This window comes from Hyphomicrobiales bacterium, assembly GCA_016125495.1.
Lineage (GTDB): Bacteria > Pseudomonadota > Alphaproteobacteria > Rhizobiales > RI-29 > RI-29.
Map to the genome: position 1 here is coordinate 49173 of WGLQ01000002.1, position 16324 is coordinate 65496.

Genomic DNA, 16324 nt, shown 5'->3' on the forward strand with positions numbered 1-16324 from the left:
GTCCACGGTAAAAAAAGTGTTATGAAAAAATGCTTGAACCCGATGGTGGTTGATTCATAGTGGTTCGGAGGTTGCCGGACGATCGGTTGATGCCGGCCGTTCGCACGAATTGCCGGGCTCGAGCGATACGCTGGTCACTCGGGCGTAGCGACTATTTGATTTGGGTGATGCTGGTGTAGGCGGCAGCGTGGTGTCGCTCCGATCTCGAGGGGCAAGCCGAACCCCGAGGGCGTTCCGGCTGTGTGGGGGGCCGAAATGGGTTCGCACGAGTCGTTGCGCCTTCTTATTTACAGCCACGATTCCTTCGGGCTCGGGCACCTCCGGCGCTGCCGGGCGATCGCGCACTCGCTGGTCGAGCACAGGCGCGATCTGTCGGTGCTGATTCTCACGGGCTCGCCGATCATCGGCAGCTACAATTTCCGCTCGCGCGTCGACTTCGTGCGGTTCCCTGGCGTCGTCAAATTGCGCAACGGCGGCTACACGTCGCACGGCCTCGACATCTCGATCGAGGCGGCCATCGCCATCCGCCAGACCATCATTCGGTGTTCCGCCGAGGAGTTCGACCCACATATCTTCCTCGTCGACAAGGAGCCGATGGGACTGCGCGGGGAGGTGATGCCGACGCTGGCGCTGCTCAAGTCGCGCGGGGCGCGCCTCGTTCTCGGACTGCGTGACATTCTCGACGACCAGGAGATGCTGCGCGAGGAGTGGGAACGAAAAGGCTCCATGCAGGCGCTCAGGGACTATTACGACGATATCTGGGTCTACGGCTCGAAGCTCGTTGCCGATCCGCTCGAGGGAATCGATGTGCCGGACAGTGTGCGTCGGCGGATGACGTTCACGGGCTATCTGCGGCGTACCGCCAGCGGCATGGGCGAGGCACTCAACTTCGATGGCGTCGAGATCGAGGAACCCTACATCCTCGTCACGACCGGTGGCGGGGGCGATGGCACGGCGCTGGTCGACAGCGTGCTCAGGGCCTACGAACACGACCGGACACTGCCGCATCGCGCGCTCGTCGTGATGGGCCCGTTCATGGATCGCGATGCGCAGGCGAATTTCCTTGCACGCATCGGGCGGCTCGAGATGGTTCAGGCCATCGATTTCGTCCCCAACATGGAGGACCTCATGATCCGTTCCATCGGCGTCGTGGCGATGGGCGGATACAACACGGTCTGCGAGATCCTTTCTTTCGACAAGCCGGCCCTCATCGTGCCGCGCTCGGTGCCACGCCTCGAGCAGACGATACGGGCGGAGCGGATGCAGGATCTCGGTCTGCTCGGCATGCTGAGCGAATACGATGCCTACGATCCCATGCTCATGGCGGCGCGAATTCGTCAGCTTCCCCATCAGCCACGCCCTTCGAGCGCGGGGCGGTCGGGCCTCCTCGATGGCTTTTCGATGATCCGCTCGATCGTCGATCGGTGGGCCGCGATGGGAGGCAACATGGGGCCACAACTGGCCGTCGTCAGCGGCTCTGCCGAGTGAGGCCGCAAGGTGAGTCTCGCGATCGTCCTCAAGGGATATCCGAGGCTCTCGGAGACGTTCATCGCGCAAGAGCTCAAAGGGCTCGAGGATCGGGGGATCGACTTTTCGATCCATGCCTTGCGCCGGCCGCACGACGGCAAGGTGCATCCGATCCACGGTGAAATCACCGCACCGGTTCATTATCTTCCGGAATACATTCATGACGAGCCGCTCCGGGTGCTGCGCGCCTGGCTCGCGGTGCGCCGGCGGCCGGGCTATCGCAGGGCCCGTGCCAAATGGCTCGCCGATCTGTGGCGGCAGCCGACGCGAAACCGGTTCCGGCGCTTCGGCCAGGCCATGGTGCTCGCGGCGGAGATGCCGGCGGATGTCCGCCACATCCATGTTCATTTTCTCCACACGCCTGCCTCGGTGGCGCGATACGCGGCGGACGCGCTCGGGATCGGATGGAGCTGTTCGGCCCATGCCAAGGACATCTACACGACGCCGGCTTGGGAAATCAGTGAGAAGCTCGACGATCTCGAATGGCTCGTGACGTGCACGGCGGCGAACGTCGGGCATCTGAAATCGCTCGCACCGGCGGCGGCGAACAAGATCGAACTCGTCTACCACGGCATCGACCTGGCGCGCCTCGACGGGGAGGAAAACAGAGCCATGAATGACGATCGGGGCGGGCTGCGCGCAGGTCCCGAGGAAGCGGCGGAGACGAGGCGACCAAGGACCGTCGAAATCCTCTCGGTCGGCCGGGCGGTGCCGAAGAAGGGCTATGACGACCTCCTCGAAGCGCTGGCGCGGCTGCCGGCCGGGCTCGACTGGCGGTTCACGCACATCGGAGGAGGAGATCTGCGCAAGCGGCTCGAGGCACGAGCGAGCGCGCTCGGGCTCGACGGGCGGATCACCTGGCGCGGGGCGCAGGCGCAAGCAGAGGTGCTGGAGGCTTATCGGCGCTCCGATATTTTCGTCCTGACGAGCCGGATCGCGGACGACGGCGATCGCGACGGGCTGCCCAACGTGCTGATGGAGGCCCAGAGCCAGGGGGTTGCCTGCCTCTCGACCCGTGTCTCGGCGATCCCGGAGCTCATCGAGGATGGCGTCACCGGCAGGCTTGTCGATCCCGGCGACGTCGAGGCGATCGCGGCGGCTCTCGGGGAACTCATCCGCGATGAGGACCAGAGGAAGCGACTGGCGGCCGCAGGCCACCGGCGGGTGCGCCGGGATTTCACGCACGAGGCCGGGATCGAACGGGTGGCGCGCAGGTTGCGGGCGCACATTTGCGATCGCGAAGGGGTGGAGTCCCGCGAGGTCGGGGCAGCGGTCGGGTGATGCGCATCGCCTTTCATGCCCCGCTCAAAGCTCCGGACTGGCCCGTTCCTTCGGGGGATCGGACGATCGCGAGGGCGATCGTTGCGAGCCTCCAGGCGGTGGGCCACGAGGTGATCGTGGCATGCCGACTGCGGACCTTCGATGGCAAGGGGGATCGCGCCCGGCAGGAGGCGTTGCGCGAGCGGGGTGAGCGGCTCGCGCGCGGCCTCGTGGAGCGGTATCGCGGACCGGGAGTTCGCCGGCCCGATCTCTGGCTGACCTATCACCTCTACCACAAGGCTCCCGATCATGTCGGCCCCCTGGTCTGCCGGGAACTGGGGCTGCCCTACGTGGTGATCGAAGCGTCCCACTCGCCGCGCCAGAGCGAGGGGCCTTGGCGCGAGGGCAATGGGCTGGTGGCGGCGGCCCTTCTGCAGGCGGCGCTCGTCGTTTCGCTCAATCGGCGGGACCCGCCCGCGATCGCGGCTTTGGGTGTCGATGCGGGACGCATGCGGCTGCTGGCCGTGCCGGCGGATCTCAATGCGTTTGCACGGGCGGCCGACGAGCGGGCCCGGCATCGCGCCGTCATCGCCGCCCGCCACGGCCTCGCGGCAGAGGAACCCCGTCTGATCACCGCCGCCATGATGCGCGCCGGCGACAAGGTGGCATCGTACCAGCTGCTTGCCGAGGCGCTCGACCTGCTCGGGGAGCGGGCGTGGCGTCTCCTCGTTGCCGGGGACGGGGCCGCCCGAGGGGAAATGGAGGATATGTTCGTGCGGCACGGGCGCAGGGTGGTGTTCCTCGGCGCGCTCGGGCGCGAGGCACTGGCCGAATATCTTTCCGCGGCCGATCTCTTCGTATGGCCCGCCATCAACGAGGCGATCGGCATGGCGATCCTCGAGGCGCAGGCGGCCGGCCTCGCCGCCGTGGTCGGGGATGCGGGCGATGTGCGGTCTGTCTGCGAGGACGGCGTGACGGCGCGCGTGGTCCCGATTCGCGACGCCCGAGCATTCGCGCGGGCGGTGCGTGACTATCTCGATGCACCGGGCGTATTGGTGGGAGACGGGGAGGCGGCCCGCGAGCGGGCGCTCAGGGTGCACTCCCTGGAGGCGGCCGGCCGGCAGCTCGATGGCTGGCTGCGGGAGGTCGTTCCGGACCGGCGGGGAGAGAAACGGTGACGAACCGAATTCTCATCCATGTGCAGCACCTGCTCGGGGTCGGGCACCTGCGCCGGGCGGCGGCGCTCTCGCGGGCATTCGCCCGGAGTGGTTATGAAGTGGTCGTGCTTTCGGGTGGGCGGCTGGTTGCGGGAACGGATGTCGGGGGCGGGCGCCTCGTGCAACTCGCGCCGGCGCACGCGGCGGATGTGTCATTCAGCGCCGTGCTCGATGACGACGGCAAGCCGATCGACGAGGCGTTCGAGAGACGACGGCGCGAGGTGGTGGTGGCCGAGACGCTACGGTTCGCGCCGGACGTGGTCGTCACGGAGCATTATCCGTTCGGGCGGCGGCGCTTTCGCGGCGAGATCACCGCGCTGTTCGATGCCGCGCCGCGCGGTGCCCTCGTGCTCTCCTCGGTGCGCGACGTCCTGGTGCGCAGCGCCGGGCACGGCGAGAAGGCCGCGCGGATCGTCGATCTCATCAGGAAGCGTTACGATGGCGTTCTCGTGCATGGTGATCCCGGCATCATCGCGCTCACGGATTCGTTCCCGGCGGCCGATGGGATCGCCGATCGTCTCCATTACACCGGCTACGTGGTCGAGGAAGCGCCGGGGGAGGTTTTCCCGGCGGACACGCAAGGTGCTCACACCGGCTGCAAGGGCCCTGGGGAGGTCGTCGTCTCGGTCGGTGGGGGAGCGGTCGGCCTCGGACTCCTCGGGGCCGCACTCGAGGCACGGCGCGGCGGCTTGCTGGACGACCGGCGATGGCGTCTCCTGGTCGGGCGGAACCTCGGCGGGGCGGCGTTCGCCCAATTGCGGGCATCGGCACCCGACGGGGTCGTCGTCGAGTGGGCGCGACCGGACTTCCGGGCGCTGCTCTCGCGGGCCTCGCTCTCGATCTCGCAGGCGGGCTACAATACGTTGATGGACATTCTGATCGCGGGCGTCCCGGCCGTGGTGGTGCCGTTCGAGGCGGGCGCCGAGAGCGAACAGCGCGAGCGTGCCGAGCTGTTCGCTCGTCGCGGGCTGCTTGCGGTGCTGCCCGAAAGCGAACTCGATGGCCGGCGGCTGGCGGTGGCGGCGCTCGAGGCGATCGTGCGGCTGGATCGCGTGTGCCTCTCGGAGCGGGTTGCCGCAATCCGGCTCGAAGGGGCCGACGAGAGCGTGCGGATCGTCACGCGACTGCTCGGGCGAAAGCGCCGGGGCGAAGCCATGGGAGACGGCTGATGGCGGCTTCGGGGACGAGCTGGGCCGATCTCGAACGGGAACTCGACCATTGGCGGCGGGCAGGGCGACGCGCCAGCCTCTGGTGGCGCGACGACGATGCACATCAGAGGAACGATGCATTCATTCGGCTGGCGGCGCTAGCGGCGCAGCACCGGGTGGCGCTGATGTGCGCGGTCGTTCCGGTCTGGCTGGCGCGGTCGGATGGCGAACGGGGCACGGTTCCACTCCGGCCGGAGCCGATGGTCACCTACGTTCAGCATGGTCTCGCCCACGTCAATCATGAGCCTCAAGGAACCAGAGGCGCGGAATTCGGGGGCTCGCGGAGCGAGGAGGCCCTGCGCGACGACCTGGTTGCGGGCGGCCGATTGATCGCCGACCGCTTGCAGGATGCGCTCGCTGTCTTCGTGCCACCTTGGAACCGGGCCGATGATCGCCTCGCGGGCGTGCTGGCGCGGGCGGACTATATCGGATTGTCGATGGCGGGCCCCCGGGCCGCGCCCGAGGCGGCGCCGGGCGTCAAGCTCGCCAACGTGCACGCCGACATCATCGACTGGCGCGCGGGCAGGGTGTTTCGTGGTGAGGGGCGGGTGCTGGGAACGGTCGTGGAGCACCTGGCGGCACGACGCACCGGGGCGCTCGACGCGGAGGAGGCGACGGGCATCATGAGCCATCATCTGGCCCACGATGCAGGTTGCTGGGCATTCCTCGAGCGCTTTCTCGAATTGACGGCGGGGCACGAGGCCGTAGTCTGGCGCTCGGCGCAGGACCTCTTCGGTGCTCGCAAGCTCGGGCAAACGGGAAGTGGGGCGTGATGCAACGGGCAATGGCGAGCGAACTCCTCAAGGTCGAGAACCTCGCGGTGACCTTCGCGGGCCCTACCGGTGAGGTGCAGGCGGTGCGCGACGTCTCGTTCCGCGTGCGGCCCGGCTCGTGCGTGGCCATTGTCGGCGAGAGCGGTTCGGGCAAGAGCGTGACGGCGCGCGCGATCCTCGGCATCCTGCCAAGGTCGGCACGGATCGTCGGCGGGCGCATCCTGTTCGCCGACAAGGGCTATGCGACGGCGCGTGATCTCGCGGCCCTGGCACCGGACTCGGAGGCCTATCGGGCGGTGCGCGGCGGACGCATCTCCATGATCTTCCAAGAGCCGATGACCTCGCTTTCACCGCTGCACACGGTCGGCAATCAGATCGCTGAGGCGCTCGAGCTGCATCAGGATCTGAAATCCGGTGAGGTGGAGGCGCGGTGCCTCGAGATGCTGCGGCTGGTGCGCTTTCCCGATCCCGATCGGGCCTTCAGGAGCTACCCGTTCGAACTCTCGGGCGGCTTGCGCCAGCGGGCGATGATCGCGATGGCGCTCGTTTGCGGACCGGCTCTCCTCATCGCCGACGAGCCGACGACCGCGCTCGACGTCACGGTTCAGGCGCAAATACTCGGACTTATCAAAGATTTGCAGCGGGATCTCGGCATGGCGGTCCTGCTCATCACGCACGACATGGGCGTGGTGGCGAACATCGCCGAAGAGGTGGTCGTCGTCTACAAGGGCGAGGTCATGGAGGCCGGCACGATCGGCGACATCCTCGGCGACCCGCAGCACGATTATCTCAAGGCGCTGCTGCGGGCGGTGCCGCGCATCGAGGGGGGTGGCACGATGCGCCTCCAGCCCTTGAGGGAGATCAATCCCGAGATCGGCAAGATGCTCGGCGCGCGGACAGAGGCCGAGACAGCGGGCCAGCACGCGGGCGCCGGGCCGCTCCTCGAGGTGCGCGGGCTCGTCAAGCGCTATACGATCCGCAACGCTCGGCGCGGCCTGCTGCGCAACACCGACGAGCAACACACGGCGGTCGATCGGGTCTCGTTCAGCATCGAGCGCGGGGAGTGCCTCGGCCTCGTCGGCGAGAGCGGCTGCGGCAAAACGACCGTCTCGAAGATGATCCTCGGTGGCATCAGTTCGGACGAAGGGGAGATCCTCTTTCGTGCCGAGGATGGCGGGCAAGTCGACATGGCGCGGCTCGACGATTCCGCCATGCGGCCTTACCGCAAGCGCATCCAGTACGTGTTCCAGGATCCGTTCGGCTCGCTCAATCCGCGCATGACGACCTTCGACATCCTCAGCGAGCCGCTGCAGATCCATGGGATCGGCGACAAAGCGTGGCGGCGCGAGATGGTGCAGGAAGCCATGCGGCTGGTCGGGCTCGATCCGCGATACCTCAACCGCTACCCGCACAGCTTTTCGGGCGGTCAGCGCCAGCGCATCGGCATCGCGCGGGCCTTGATGCTGCGGCCGGAACTGGTCATCTGCGACGAACCCGTGTCCGCCCTCGATGTCTCGACGCAGGCGCAAGTCCTCAATCTTCTCAAGGATTTGCAGGAACGGCTTGCGCTCACCTTCTTGTTCATCTCGCACGACCTCGCGGTGGTCAATTACATCGCGGACCGCATCGCGGTGATGAGCCGCGGCAAACTCGTGGAAGTCGGCCCGCGCGAGGCCATCTTCAATAGACCGCGCCATCCTTACACGCGAGCGCTGCTCGGATCGGTGCCGACGCCCGACCTCGGCCGTCTGCTCGATTTCGAAGCGATCAGGGATACCGGGCTGACCGAGCCGGAGAACTGGCCCTATCCGTTCGGCGGCGAGGGGGGCAGCCAGCCGAGCCTTCTCGATCTCGGCGGCGGGCACATGGTGCGTGCGTACGAGGCGACCGAGGCCTCATGACGGGGCGCCGCCGATCCAGATGGGGCAAGTCGATGCCGAAATGGCGATCGTCAGCGGGCGCGACGGGGACAGCGGGCGGGCTTCTCGTCCTCTGCGCAGAGGAGCCAGCGGACGTGGCGCTGGATGCCATCGCCGAAACTTGCCTCGGCGCCGGTCTCGCCCCGCCTCGGATCGAATTGTCGACGTCGGCGAACAATGGCGTGGCGGAAGACGGTGCTACCTGGATCGAGCGCGCGCTCGAGGTGGCCGAGGCGCGACCGTGGACGCTGCTGTGGTTGATCGGACCCGACGAGGAACCGGTCGCCGATAGCCTCGCGATCGTGCTGGGTCTTCTCGACGTGGCTGGTGCCGTGTTCGGTGGGTGCGCGCTGGACGATGGGTTGGGTGCGACACCAGGCCTCCAACAGGTTCCAAAGATTGCGCGCTATACGGGCCAGGGTCGCCTCGCGCTGACCCATGGCGCGCTCGAATGGTGGATCGGGCCATCGCACATCGTCACGCGCGACGCATTCTCGCTCGCCCGGGCGAGGATGCGCGAATTCGGTGGCGGCGTTCCGGGTTACGCCGCCGCACTCTGGGAGGCAGGATCATCCTTGAAGATCGCCGCGCCGCTCACCCGGGCGACGACGGGCGCGTTGCCAGGATCGATTGTCGGTGACGGAGCCGGCCTTCGCTGCCACCTCGAGCGCTCGCACGATCTCTGGATCCCCGTTTCGGCGCATGGGCGGTCGTTCGAGATGGCCTACACGGGCCGCAACCCGGCGATCGAGCGCGTGCAAATGCGCGGCCTCTTCTTCGAGGCCGGTGAGCTCGATTGCGTGCGATCGTACCTTGCCGGTCGCCAGGGAGGGATTGCGGTCGATGTCGGGGCGAACACGGGCAACCACGCCATCTACTTGGGGACGTTGACGAACCTCGAGCGGGTGGTGGCGCTGGAGCCGGTTCCGGCAACATGTCGCTGGTTGGAGAGCGTGGTGGCCCGCAACGGGGCGAACCGTGTCGACCTCTCGCGGCTCGGGATCGCGGTTGGCGGGGCGCCGGGCCATGCACGGGCGGACGCGGGGCGACGCGGCCACCTCGGCTCGACGAGGCTCCATGCGGATGGCTCGGGCAGCATCGAGGTGGCAAGGCTCGACGACCTCGGGTTCAACAACGTGGCACTCTTGAAGATCGACGTCGAAGGTGGCGAAATCGCCGTGATCGAAGGGGCGAAGGGGCTGCTCGCCGAGAATTCGCCACTCATCCTCGTCGAGGTGATGGACGACAATCTCGCGTCGTTCCTCGCGTTCATGTCTCAATTGCGCTATCGAGTTGCGCAAGCGTTTGCCGAGCCGGGATATATCAACCTGGTGCTCGAAAGGGAGGGGTCGAATGATCGTTCTTAGGGTGGCAGCTTCGGCGCGCGTCTCGCTCGAGCCGGCATTGCACGTCCGGTCATGGGTCGCGCGCGTTCGGATGCTCACAGTGGCGCTCGTGGTGCTGTCGGCATGTTTCGGGGCGACGAATTCGGCGGTGCGCGCCGGGGAACTGGTCGAACCACCCGCGCTGGCTGAAGAGGTCGCGGCCGGCAGATTGCCACCGCTCGCCGAGCGTTTGCCCGCACAGCCCATGGTCATGAACGTTGCAGATGCCGGGCGGCATGGCGGCTCGCTTCGGATGCTCTTTGCGCGCGCCAAGGACATCCGCATCGTCACTGTCTACAGCTACGCCCGGCTGGTGCGTTACAATGAGGATCTGGAAATCGTGCCGGACATCGCCGAGGCGGTGGAGGTCGAGGAAGGGCGCTCGTTCACGATCCGCATCAGGGCCGGGCACAAGTGGTCCGACGGCCAACCCTTCACGAGCGAAGACTTCCGCTACTACTGGGAGGACATGGCAACGAATGCCGTCATCTCCCCGCTGGGGCCGGAGAGCATGCTGGTCGTGGACGGAAAACCGGCGACCTTCGAGGTGATCGACGAGCGCACGGTGCGCTATACGTGGGAGAAGCCGAACCCCTACTTCCTGCCGGCTCTCGCGGCGCCGCGGCCGCCGTTCATCTACCGGCCTGCCCACTACCTCCGGCAATTCCACGAACGCTATGCACCAGCGGACCGCCTCGCCGCGCTCGTTGCGGAACACTCGCAGCGCGATTGGCGGGCGCTGCACTACTTCATGGACAAGCCCTATACGGCCGACAACATCGCGTTTCCGAGCCTGCAACCGTGGGTCAATACGACGAACTCCCCCTCCGAGCGCTTCATCTTCAAGCGCAATCCCTATTTCCACCGGGTCGATCAGAACGGCAGGCAGTTGCCCTATCTCGACCAGCTCGTCGCGGGCATCACATCCGGTGATCTCATTCCGGCCAAGGTGGGCACGGGCGATGCGGACCTCCAGGCGCGGGGGCTCGAGTTCAAGAACTATACCTTCCTCAAGAACGGCGAGGATCGAAACGGTTACGATGTCCGCCTCTGGCGCACTGCCCAGGGCGCACGCGTCGCGCTGTTTCCCAACCTGCACGTGTCGGACCCCGTGCAGCGGACACTGGCGCGCGATGTGCGGTTCCGCAGGGCGCTTTCACTGGCCATCGACAGGGGAGAGATCAACCAGACCCTGTTCTTCGGACTGGCGGAAGAATCGAACAACACCGTGATCCCGGACAGCCCGCTCTTCAAGGACGAATATCAGTCGAGTTGGGCGACCTACGACATCGACGAGGCCAATCGACTGCTGGACGAAATCGGGCTGGTCCAGCGCGATGGGGAAGGTTATCGACTGATGTCGGACGGGCGCCGTCTGGAGATCATCGTGGAGACGGCAGGCGAGGATCAGGAGCAGACGGACGTTCTGCAACTGGTCCGGGATACCTGGCGCAAGGCCGGAATCGCGCTCTTCATAAAGCCGTCGCGGCGCGAGGTGATGCGCGATCATGCCAAGTCGGGCACGGCGTGGGTCACCATCTTCTATGGCATCGACAATGGACTGGCGGGCCCGGACACGGCGCCGATCGAATTCGTGCCGACGAGCGAGGACCAGCTGCAGTGGCCGCTCTGGGGGAGGTATTACGAGACCGCCGGCAAGAGCGGCGAGGCACCCGACATGCCGGAGGGCCAAAAGCTCGCAATGCTCCACGAGCGCTGGGCGAGTTCGCTCGACTCGGACGAGCGCGAGACCATCTGGCATGATATCCTTGCCACCCATGCCGAGAACGTCTTCACCATCGGGGTGGTCTGCCGGGTGCCGCAGCCTGTCGTCGTGAGCCGCAAGCTGCACAACGTGCCCGAAGATGGGATCTACAGCTGGGATCCAGGTGCCCACTTCGGTCTCTACAGTCCCGATACGTTCTGGATGGACCAGTAGTCTGAGAAAGGCGCCCACCGTTCGGCGGGCGTCGGATCGGCGGCGGGCGCATCGCGTTCGCGAGCATGCAGTCAACGGAGGCGGCGGTCGGGATGCTCGGATATCTGCTCCGCAGAACGGTGACGATGGCGGTGACCCTCTGGGTCATTTCGCTGCTCGTCTTCGTCATTATCCAGCTCCCTCCGGGAGATTATCTCACCAGCCACCTCGACGAACTCAAGGCCCAAGGCGAGGCGGTCGATCCCAGGAAGATCGCCTTCCTCAGGGAGCAATACGGCCTCGACAAGCCGCTCTGGCAGCAATACCTGACCTGGGCGACGGGCCTCTTGCGGGGCGATCTAGGCTACAGCTTCGAATACAATCTGCCGGTCACAGAGGTCGTCGGGGACCGCTTGTGGCTCTCGATGCTGCTGAATTTCGCGACGGTGCTCTTCATCTACGTCGTTTCCTTCCCGATCGGTTTCTACTCCGCGACGCACCAGTACAGCTGGAGCGACTACGGGATCACTTTCCTCGGCCTCCTCGGGCTCGCGACGCCCAACTTCCTGCTCGCCCTGATCCTCCTCTATCTGGCCAATTCCTGGTTCGGAATCTCGATCGGTGGCCTGATGGACCCCAAGTACATCGACCAACCCTGGACCTGGGGCAAGGCATTGTCGGTGCTCGAGCATCTGGCGGTGCCAGTGATCGTGATCGGAACCTCGGGCACGGCCGGCATGATCCGTCGGCTGCGGGCGAACCTGCTCGATGAACTGCAGAAGCAATATGTCGAGACGGGGCGGGCCAAGGGGCTGCCGGAGGGACGGCTGCTCAGGAAGTATCCGCTGCGCATGTCGCTCAACCCGTTCATCGCCGATATCGGGAGCCTGCTGCCGCAGATCGTCTCGGGCTCGGTGATCGTCTCGGCGGTGATGTCGTTGCCGACGACGGGGCCGATGCTGCTGCAGGCCTTGCAGAGCCAGGACATGTATCTCGCCGGTTCCTTCCTCATGTTCCTCGCACTGCTGACCGTGGTCGGAATGTTCGTCTCCGATGTCCTGCTCGCCGTTCTCGATCCGCGCATTCGGCTCGAGGGAGGGGTGCGGCGGTGAAGGAGAGGAACAACGAAGGTCTCGAACCGCTCGCGCACTACGTTTCGCCGCGCCCCTTCGTGGTCGATGACGACGAGCGCCTGACGCCCGAGCAGGAGCGCTATTTCCTCGCCTCGCAATGGACGATGATGTGGTGGCGGTTCAAGCGCCACAAGGTCGCGCTGTGGTGCGGCATCATCCTGCTGTTCGCCTATCTCTCAATTCTCATCACCGAAGTGCTGGCGCCCTATGCGCTGGAGACGCGTAACTCGCGCTTCATCTATGCGCCGCCGCAGTCGGTGCATCTCTTCCACGAGGGTTCCTTCGTCGGACCATTCGTCTATCCGCTGTCGTTCAAGCTCAACATGCAGACGCTGCAGCGCGAGTATTCCGTCGACACGCGGAAGCCGCAGCCGCTGCGCTTCTTTTGCGAAGGGGACCGATACCGATTCTGGGGGCTGGTCGAATCGCGCTTTCATCTCGTGTGCCCGCCGAAGGGGGGAACGCTCTTCATTGCCGGCACCGACAAGCTCGGGCGCGACGTGTTCAGCCGCCTCCTCTATGGCGCGCGCATTTCGCTCACCGTCGGGCTGGTCGGGATCGCCATCAGCTTCGTGCTCGGCATGACGCTCGGCGGTATCGCGGGTTATTTCGGTGGCTGGATCGACAATGTCATCCAGCGCGTCATCGAGATCCTGCGGTCGCTGCCGGAACTGCCGCTCTGGCTGGCGCTCTCGGCCGCCCTGCCGGTCACATGGAGCCCGATTCTCGTCTATTTCGGCATCACCGTGATCCTCGGGTTGCTGGACTGGCCGGGCCTCGCGCGGGCAGTTCGCTCCAAGCTGCTTTCGTTGCGCGAGGAGGATTTCGCAGTCGCATCGCGGCTCATGGGCGCGCGTCCACGCCACATCATCGCGCGCCACCTGCTGCCCAACTTCATGAGCCACCTCATCGCTTCGGCGACGCTTTCGATCCCTTCCATGATCCTCGGAGAGACGGCGCTCTCCTATCTCGGGCTCGGTCTGCGCCCGCCGATCACGAGCTGGGGTGTCATGCTCTCGGAAGCGCAGAACATCGAAGCCGTGGTGCTCTATCCCTGGCTGATGCTGCCGATGTTGCCGGTGGTGATCGTCGTTCTCGCCTTCAACTTTCTCGGCGATGGCCTGCGCGATGCGGCTGATCCCTACAGGAGCTGAAACCGGTGTCCAGGCTCGACAGCTTCATCCGCCGCATGATGGCGCAGCGCGATCTCATCAACGAAGCGGCCGCCATGATCGCCGAGGTACCCGGCGTCGTCTTCGAACTCGGCCTCGGCAACGGGCGCACTTTCGATCATCTGCGCGAACGGCTCCCGGGGCGCGAGATTTTCGTCTTCGACCGACGCGTCGCGGCGCATCCCTCCTCGGTGCCGGATGCAGGACACATGATCCTCGGAGAGGTCGGAGAAACGCTGCCGGCCGCGGTTGCCCGCCATCGGGGACGAGTGGCGATGGTGCACAACGATCTCGGCGACGGTACGCCTGAGAACACGGCCGCGATCCGCACGATGCTCGAGGGGGCGCTCGCCCCAGCCCTCGCGCCGGGAGCGCTGGTTCTTTCGAATGCGCCGCTCATCATCGAGGGCACGCGCGAGCTGGCGCTGCCCGAGGGTATTGCGACGGGGCGTTATTTCCTCTACCGGCGGCAAGACGCGCGGGGTTGATCCGGGGCGCGATCGCCGCCACGCAGGGGCTGCGCAATTGCCAAGCGGTCGCCGTTACGCCATGATCGTCCAGCGCGATCGGAGCGATGGCAAGGCCGCACGTCCGGTTGCATCTCCCGGAGGCGCCCAGATGTCGTCGTCACCTTTTTCCATCGCCAAGCCCAAGATCGACCCGTCCCGTCGCCCTCAGGGCGGCATGCGGCCGGACAACACACCCGACGACAACGACCGAGTGGAGATAGGGCCGACGCCATTGGCATTCGCGGAGTGGGAGGCGGCGGGGCTCGCGTGTCCCGACCTGCCGGCCATGCGCGCGTTCCGGCTGAAGCGGCTGGTGGATGCCATCATAGCGCGCGATCTCGCAGGGCTGTTGATGTACGATCCGCTCAGCATCCGTTATGCGACCGACACGACGGACATGCAACTCTGGGCGGCGCACAATCCGTTCCGCGCCTGTCTCGTGCTCGCCGACGGGCACATGGTGCTCTGGGAATACGCCGGGCTCAAGTATCTATCGGAATACAATCCTCTCGTCTCGGAGGTGCGGGGCGGCGGCTCGTTCTTCTATTTCGCGACCGGTGACCGAACGGAGGAGAAGGCAGCGCGCTTTGCCGGACAGGTCGACGAGCTCATGCGGACCCATGCTGGCACCAACCGGCGGCTCGCGGTCGACAAGATCCAGATCGCCGGTCTTCGGGCCCTCGAGCGGCTCGGCATCGAGGTCCACGATGGTGAGGAGGTGACGGAGCGCACGCGTGCGATCAAGGGGCCGGACGAAATCAAAGCGATGCGCTGCGCCATGTGGGCCTGCGAGCAGTCGGTGGCGGCCATGCGGATCGCGGCGCAACCGGGCGTTACGGAAAACGACGTTTGGGCGGAGTTGCACAAGGAGAACATCAGACGGGGAGGGGAATGGATCGAGACCCGCATTCTGGCGTCAGGGCCGCGGACCAACCCGTGGTTCCAGGAATGCGGGCCGCGGGTGATCCAAAACAACGAGATCCTGAGCTTCGATACCGATCTCATCGGGTGCTACGGGATGTGCGCGGACATCTCGAGGTCGTGGTTCATCGGCGACGGTCAACCGACGAACGAGCAGCGCCGCCTGCACGCGGTCGCCCATGAACACATCATGACGAACATGCAACTCTTGAGGCCCGGAGTGAGCTTCCGGGAACTGGCCTTTTCCGGCCACGCCCTGCCCGAGGAGTTCGTGCCGCAGCGCTACGGATCGAAATACCACGGCGTCGGGCTCTGCGACGAGTGGCCGGCGATCAAGTATCCGATGGACTACGAGGAACGCGGCTACGACGGCGTGTTGGAGCCCGGCATGATGCTTTGCGTCGAGGCCTATGTCGGCGCCGTCGGTGGCAAGGAGGGGATCAAGCTGGAGGATCAGGTTCTCATCACCGAGACCGGCTATGAGAACCTGACGCGCTGTCCGTTCGACGAGAAGCTGATCTGAAGTCCTCGACCGGTCGGGGAACGGCCCGGTCACCCCGCAGGCACGGAAAAGCGCCGGCGATGGCGCCGCTTGTCAGCGCCCCTTCCAGACGGGGTCACGCCTTTCCGCGAAGGCGCGCTGGCCTTCCTTCTGATCCTCGCTTTGATAGAGGGTGCGGCAGGTGGCGAGGGACCCGTCCGCCGTCATGCGGATGGCCTCGTGGAAGCTGCGTCCCTCGGCCTCGCGAACGACCTCCTTCAGTGCCGCATAGACCAGCGGAGGACCGGAAGCGAGGAGGGAGGCCAGTTCGCGTGCCTTCGCCATCAACTCGCCGGCCGGTACGATCTCCTTGACGAGCCCGAGGCGGTGGGCCTCGGCTGCGTCCATCCAGCGTCCGGTGAGGAGGAGGTCCATCGCCGTGTGGTAGGGGATGCGTTTCGGGAGCTTTATCGTGGCGGCATCGGCGAGCGTGCCGGCACGAATCTCGGGAAGTGCGAAGCTCGCATGTTCGGCGGCGATGATGAGATCAGCCGAGAGCGCGATCTCGAAGCCGCCGCCAACAGCCATGCCGTTGACGGCCGCGATGATCGGCTTGTTCAGGTTGGGCAATTCCTGCATGCCCCCGAATCCGCCGATGCCGTAGTCGGATTCGTAACCCTCCATGGCCGCGGCTTCCTTGAGGTCCCAGCCGGCGGAAAAGAATTTCTCGCCCGCCCCGGTGACGATGGCTACGCGCAAATCGGGATCGTCCCTGAAGTCGCGGAAGATTTCGCCCATGAGGCGGCTGGTCGCGTAGCTGATCGCGTTCGCCTTGGGGCGGTCGATGGTGACTTCGAGGACGTGGCCGTTGCGGGTGGTGCGGACGGGGGTGTCGGTCATC

General features: G+C 66.0%; 13 protein-coding genes. 12 read left to right on the forward strand and 1 reads right to left on the reverse strand.

Annotated features, from left to right (window positions below):
- The first annotated feature begins 255 nt into the window (after positions 1–255).
- From GC150_00795 to GC150_00850, 12 genes are all read left to right on the forward strand, one after another.
- Positions 256–1488: a hypothetical protein gene (locus tag GC150_00795; protein MBI1383436.1), complete on the forward strand. Its 1233-nt coding sequence runs from the start codon at positions 256–258 to the stop codon at positions 1486–1488.
- A gap of 9 nt (positions 1489–1497) precedes the next feature.
- Positions 1498–2808: a glycosyltransferase gene (locus tag GC150_00800; protein MBI1383437.1), complete on the forward strand. Its 1311-nt coding sequence runs from the start codon at positions 1498–1500 to the stop codon at positions 2806–2808.
- Positions 2808–3965: a glycosyltransferase gene (locus tag GC150_00805; GenBank protein MBI1383438.1), complete on the forward strand. Its 1158-nt coding sequence runs from the start codon at positions 2808–2810 to the stop codon at positions 3963–3965. Before GC150_00800 ends, GC150_00805 begins: the two co-directional genes overlap by 1 nt.
- Positions 3839–5173 carry a glycosyl transferase gene (locus GC150_00810; protein MBI1383439.1) on the forward strand — a complete coding sequence of 445 codons (1335 nt, stop codon included), beginning with the start codon at positions 3839–3841 and terminating at the stop codon, positions 5171–5173. The genes GC150_00805 and GC150_00810 overlap by 127 nt, the downstream gene beginning before the upstream one ends.
- The gene (locus tag GC150_00815) at positions 5173–5985 is read left to right on the forward strand and encodes a hypothetical protein (protein ID MBI1383440.1); all 813 of its coding nucleotides are present in this window, start codon (positions 5173–5175) and stop codon (positions 5983–5985) included. The genes GC150_00810 and GC150_00815 overlap by 1 nt, the downstream gene beginning before the upstream one ends.
- 11 nt (positions 5986–5996) lie before the next feature.
- On the forward strand, positions 5997–7886 hold the full coding sequence (locus GC150_00820) for a dipeptide ABC transporter ATP-binding protein (GenBank protein ID MBI1383441.1): 1890 nt from the start codon (positions 5997–5999) through the stop codon (positions 7884–7886).
- The gene (locus tag GC150_00825) at positions 7883–9271 is read left to right on the forward strand and encodes an FkbM family methyltransferase (protein MBI1383442.1); all 1389 of its coding nucleotides are present in this window, start codon (positions 7883–7885) and stop codon (positions 9269–9271) included. Before GC150_00820 ends, GC150_00825 begins: the two co-directional genes overlap by 4 nt.
- A gap of 70 nt (positions 9272–9341) precedes the next feature.
- Entirely contained in the window at positions 9342–11228 is a 1887-nt protein-coding gene (locus GC150_00830; protein ID MBI1383443.1) for an ABC transporter substrate-binding protein, read from the forward strand.
- Between the two features lie 92 nt (positions 11229–11320).
- On the forward strand, positions 11321–12319 hold the full coding sequence (locus GC150_00835; GenBank protein MBI1383444.1) for an ABC transporter permease subunit: 999 nt from the start codon (positions 11321–11323) through the stop codon (positions 12317–12319).
- A 125-nt stretch (positions 12320–12444) separates the two neighbouring features.
- A complete protein-coding gene (locus GC150_00840; GenBank protein ID MBI1383445.1) occupies positions 12445–13494 on the forward strand; it encodes an ABC transporter permease subunit in 1050 nt (349 codons plus the stop codon).
- A 5-nt stretch (positions 13495–13499) separates the two neighbouring features.
- Positions 13500–14000, forward strand: coding sequence for a hypothetical protein (locus GC150_00845; protein MBI1383446.1), 501 nt, complete (start codon positions 13500–13502; stop codon positions 13998–14000).
- Positions 14001–14130: 130 nt separating this feature from the next.
- The gene (locus GC150_00850) at positions 14131–15465 is read left to right on the forward strand and encodes a M24 family metallopeptidase (GenBank protein MBI1383447.1); all 1335 of its coding nucleotides are present in this window, start codon (positions 14131–14133) and stop codon (positions 15463–15465) included.
- A gap of 72 nt (positions 15466–15537) precedes the next feature.
- Here GC150_00850 and caiD read toward each other — a convergent pair whose 3' ends face one another.
- Complete coding sequence (caiD, locus tag GC150_00855; protein MBI1383448.1) at positions 15538–16323, reverse strand: crotonobetainyl-CoA hydratase; 786 nt, start codon at positions 16321–16323, stop codon at positions 15538–15540.
- Position 16324 lies beyond the last annotated feature (1 nt).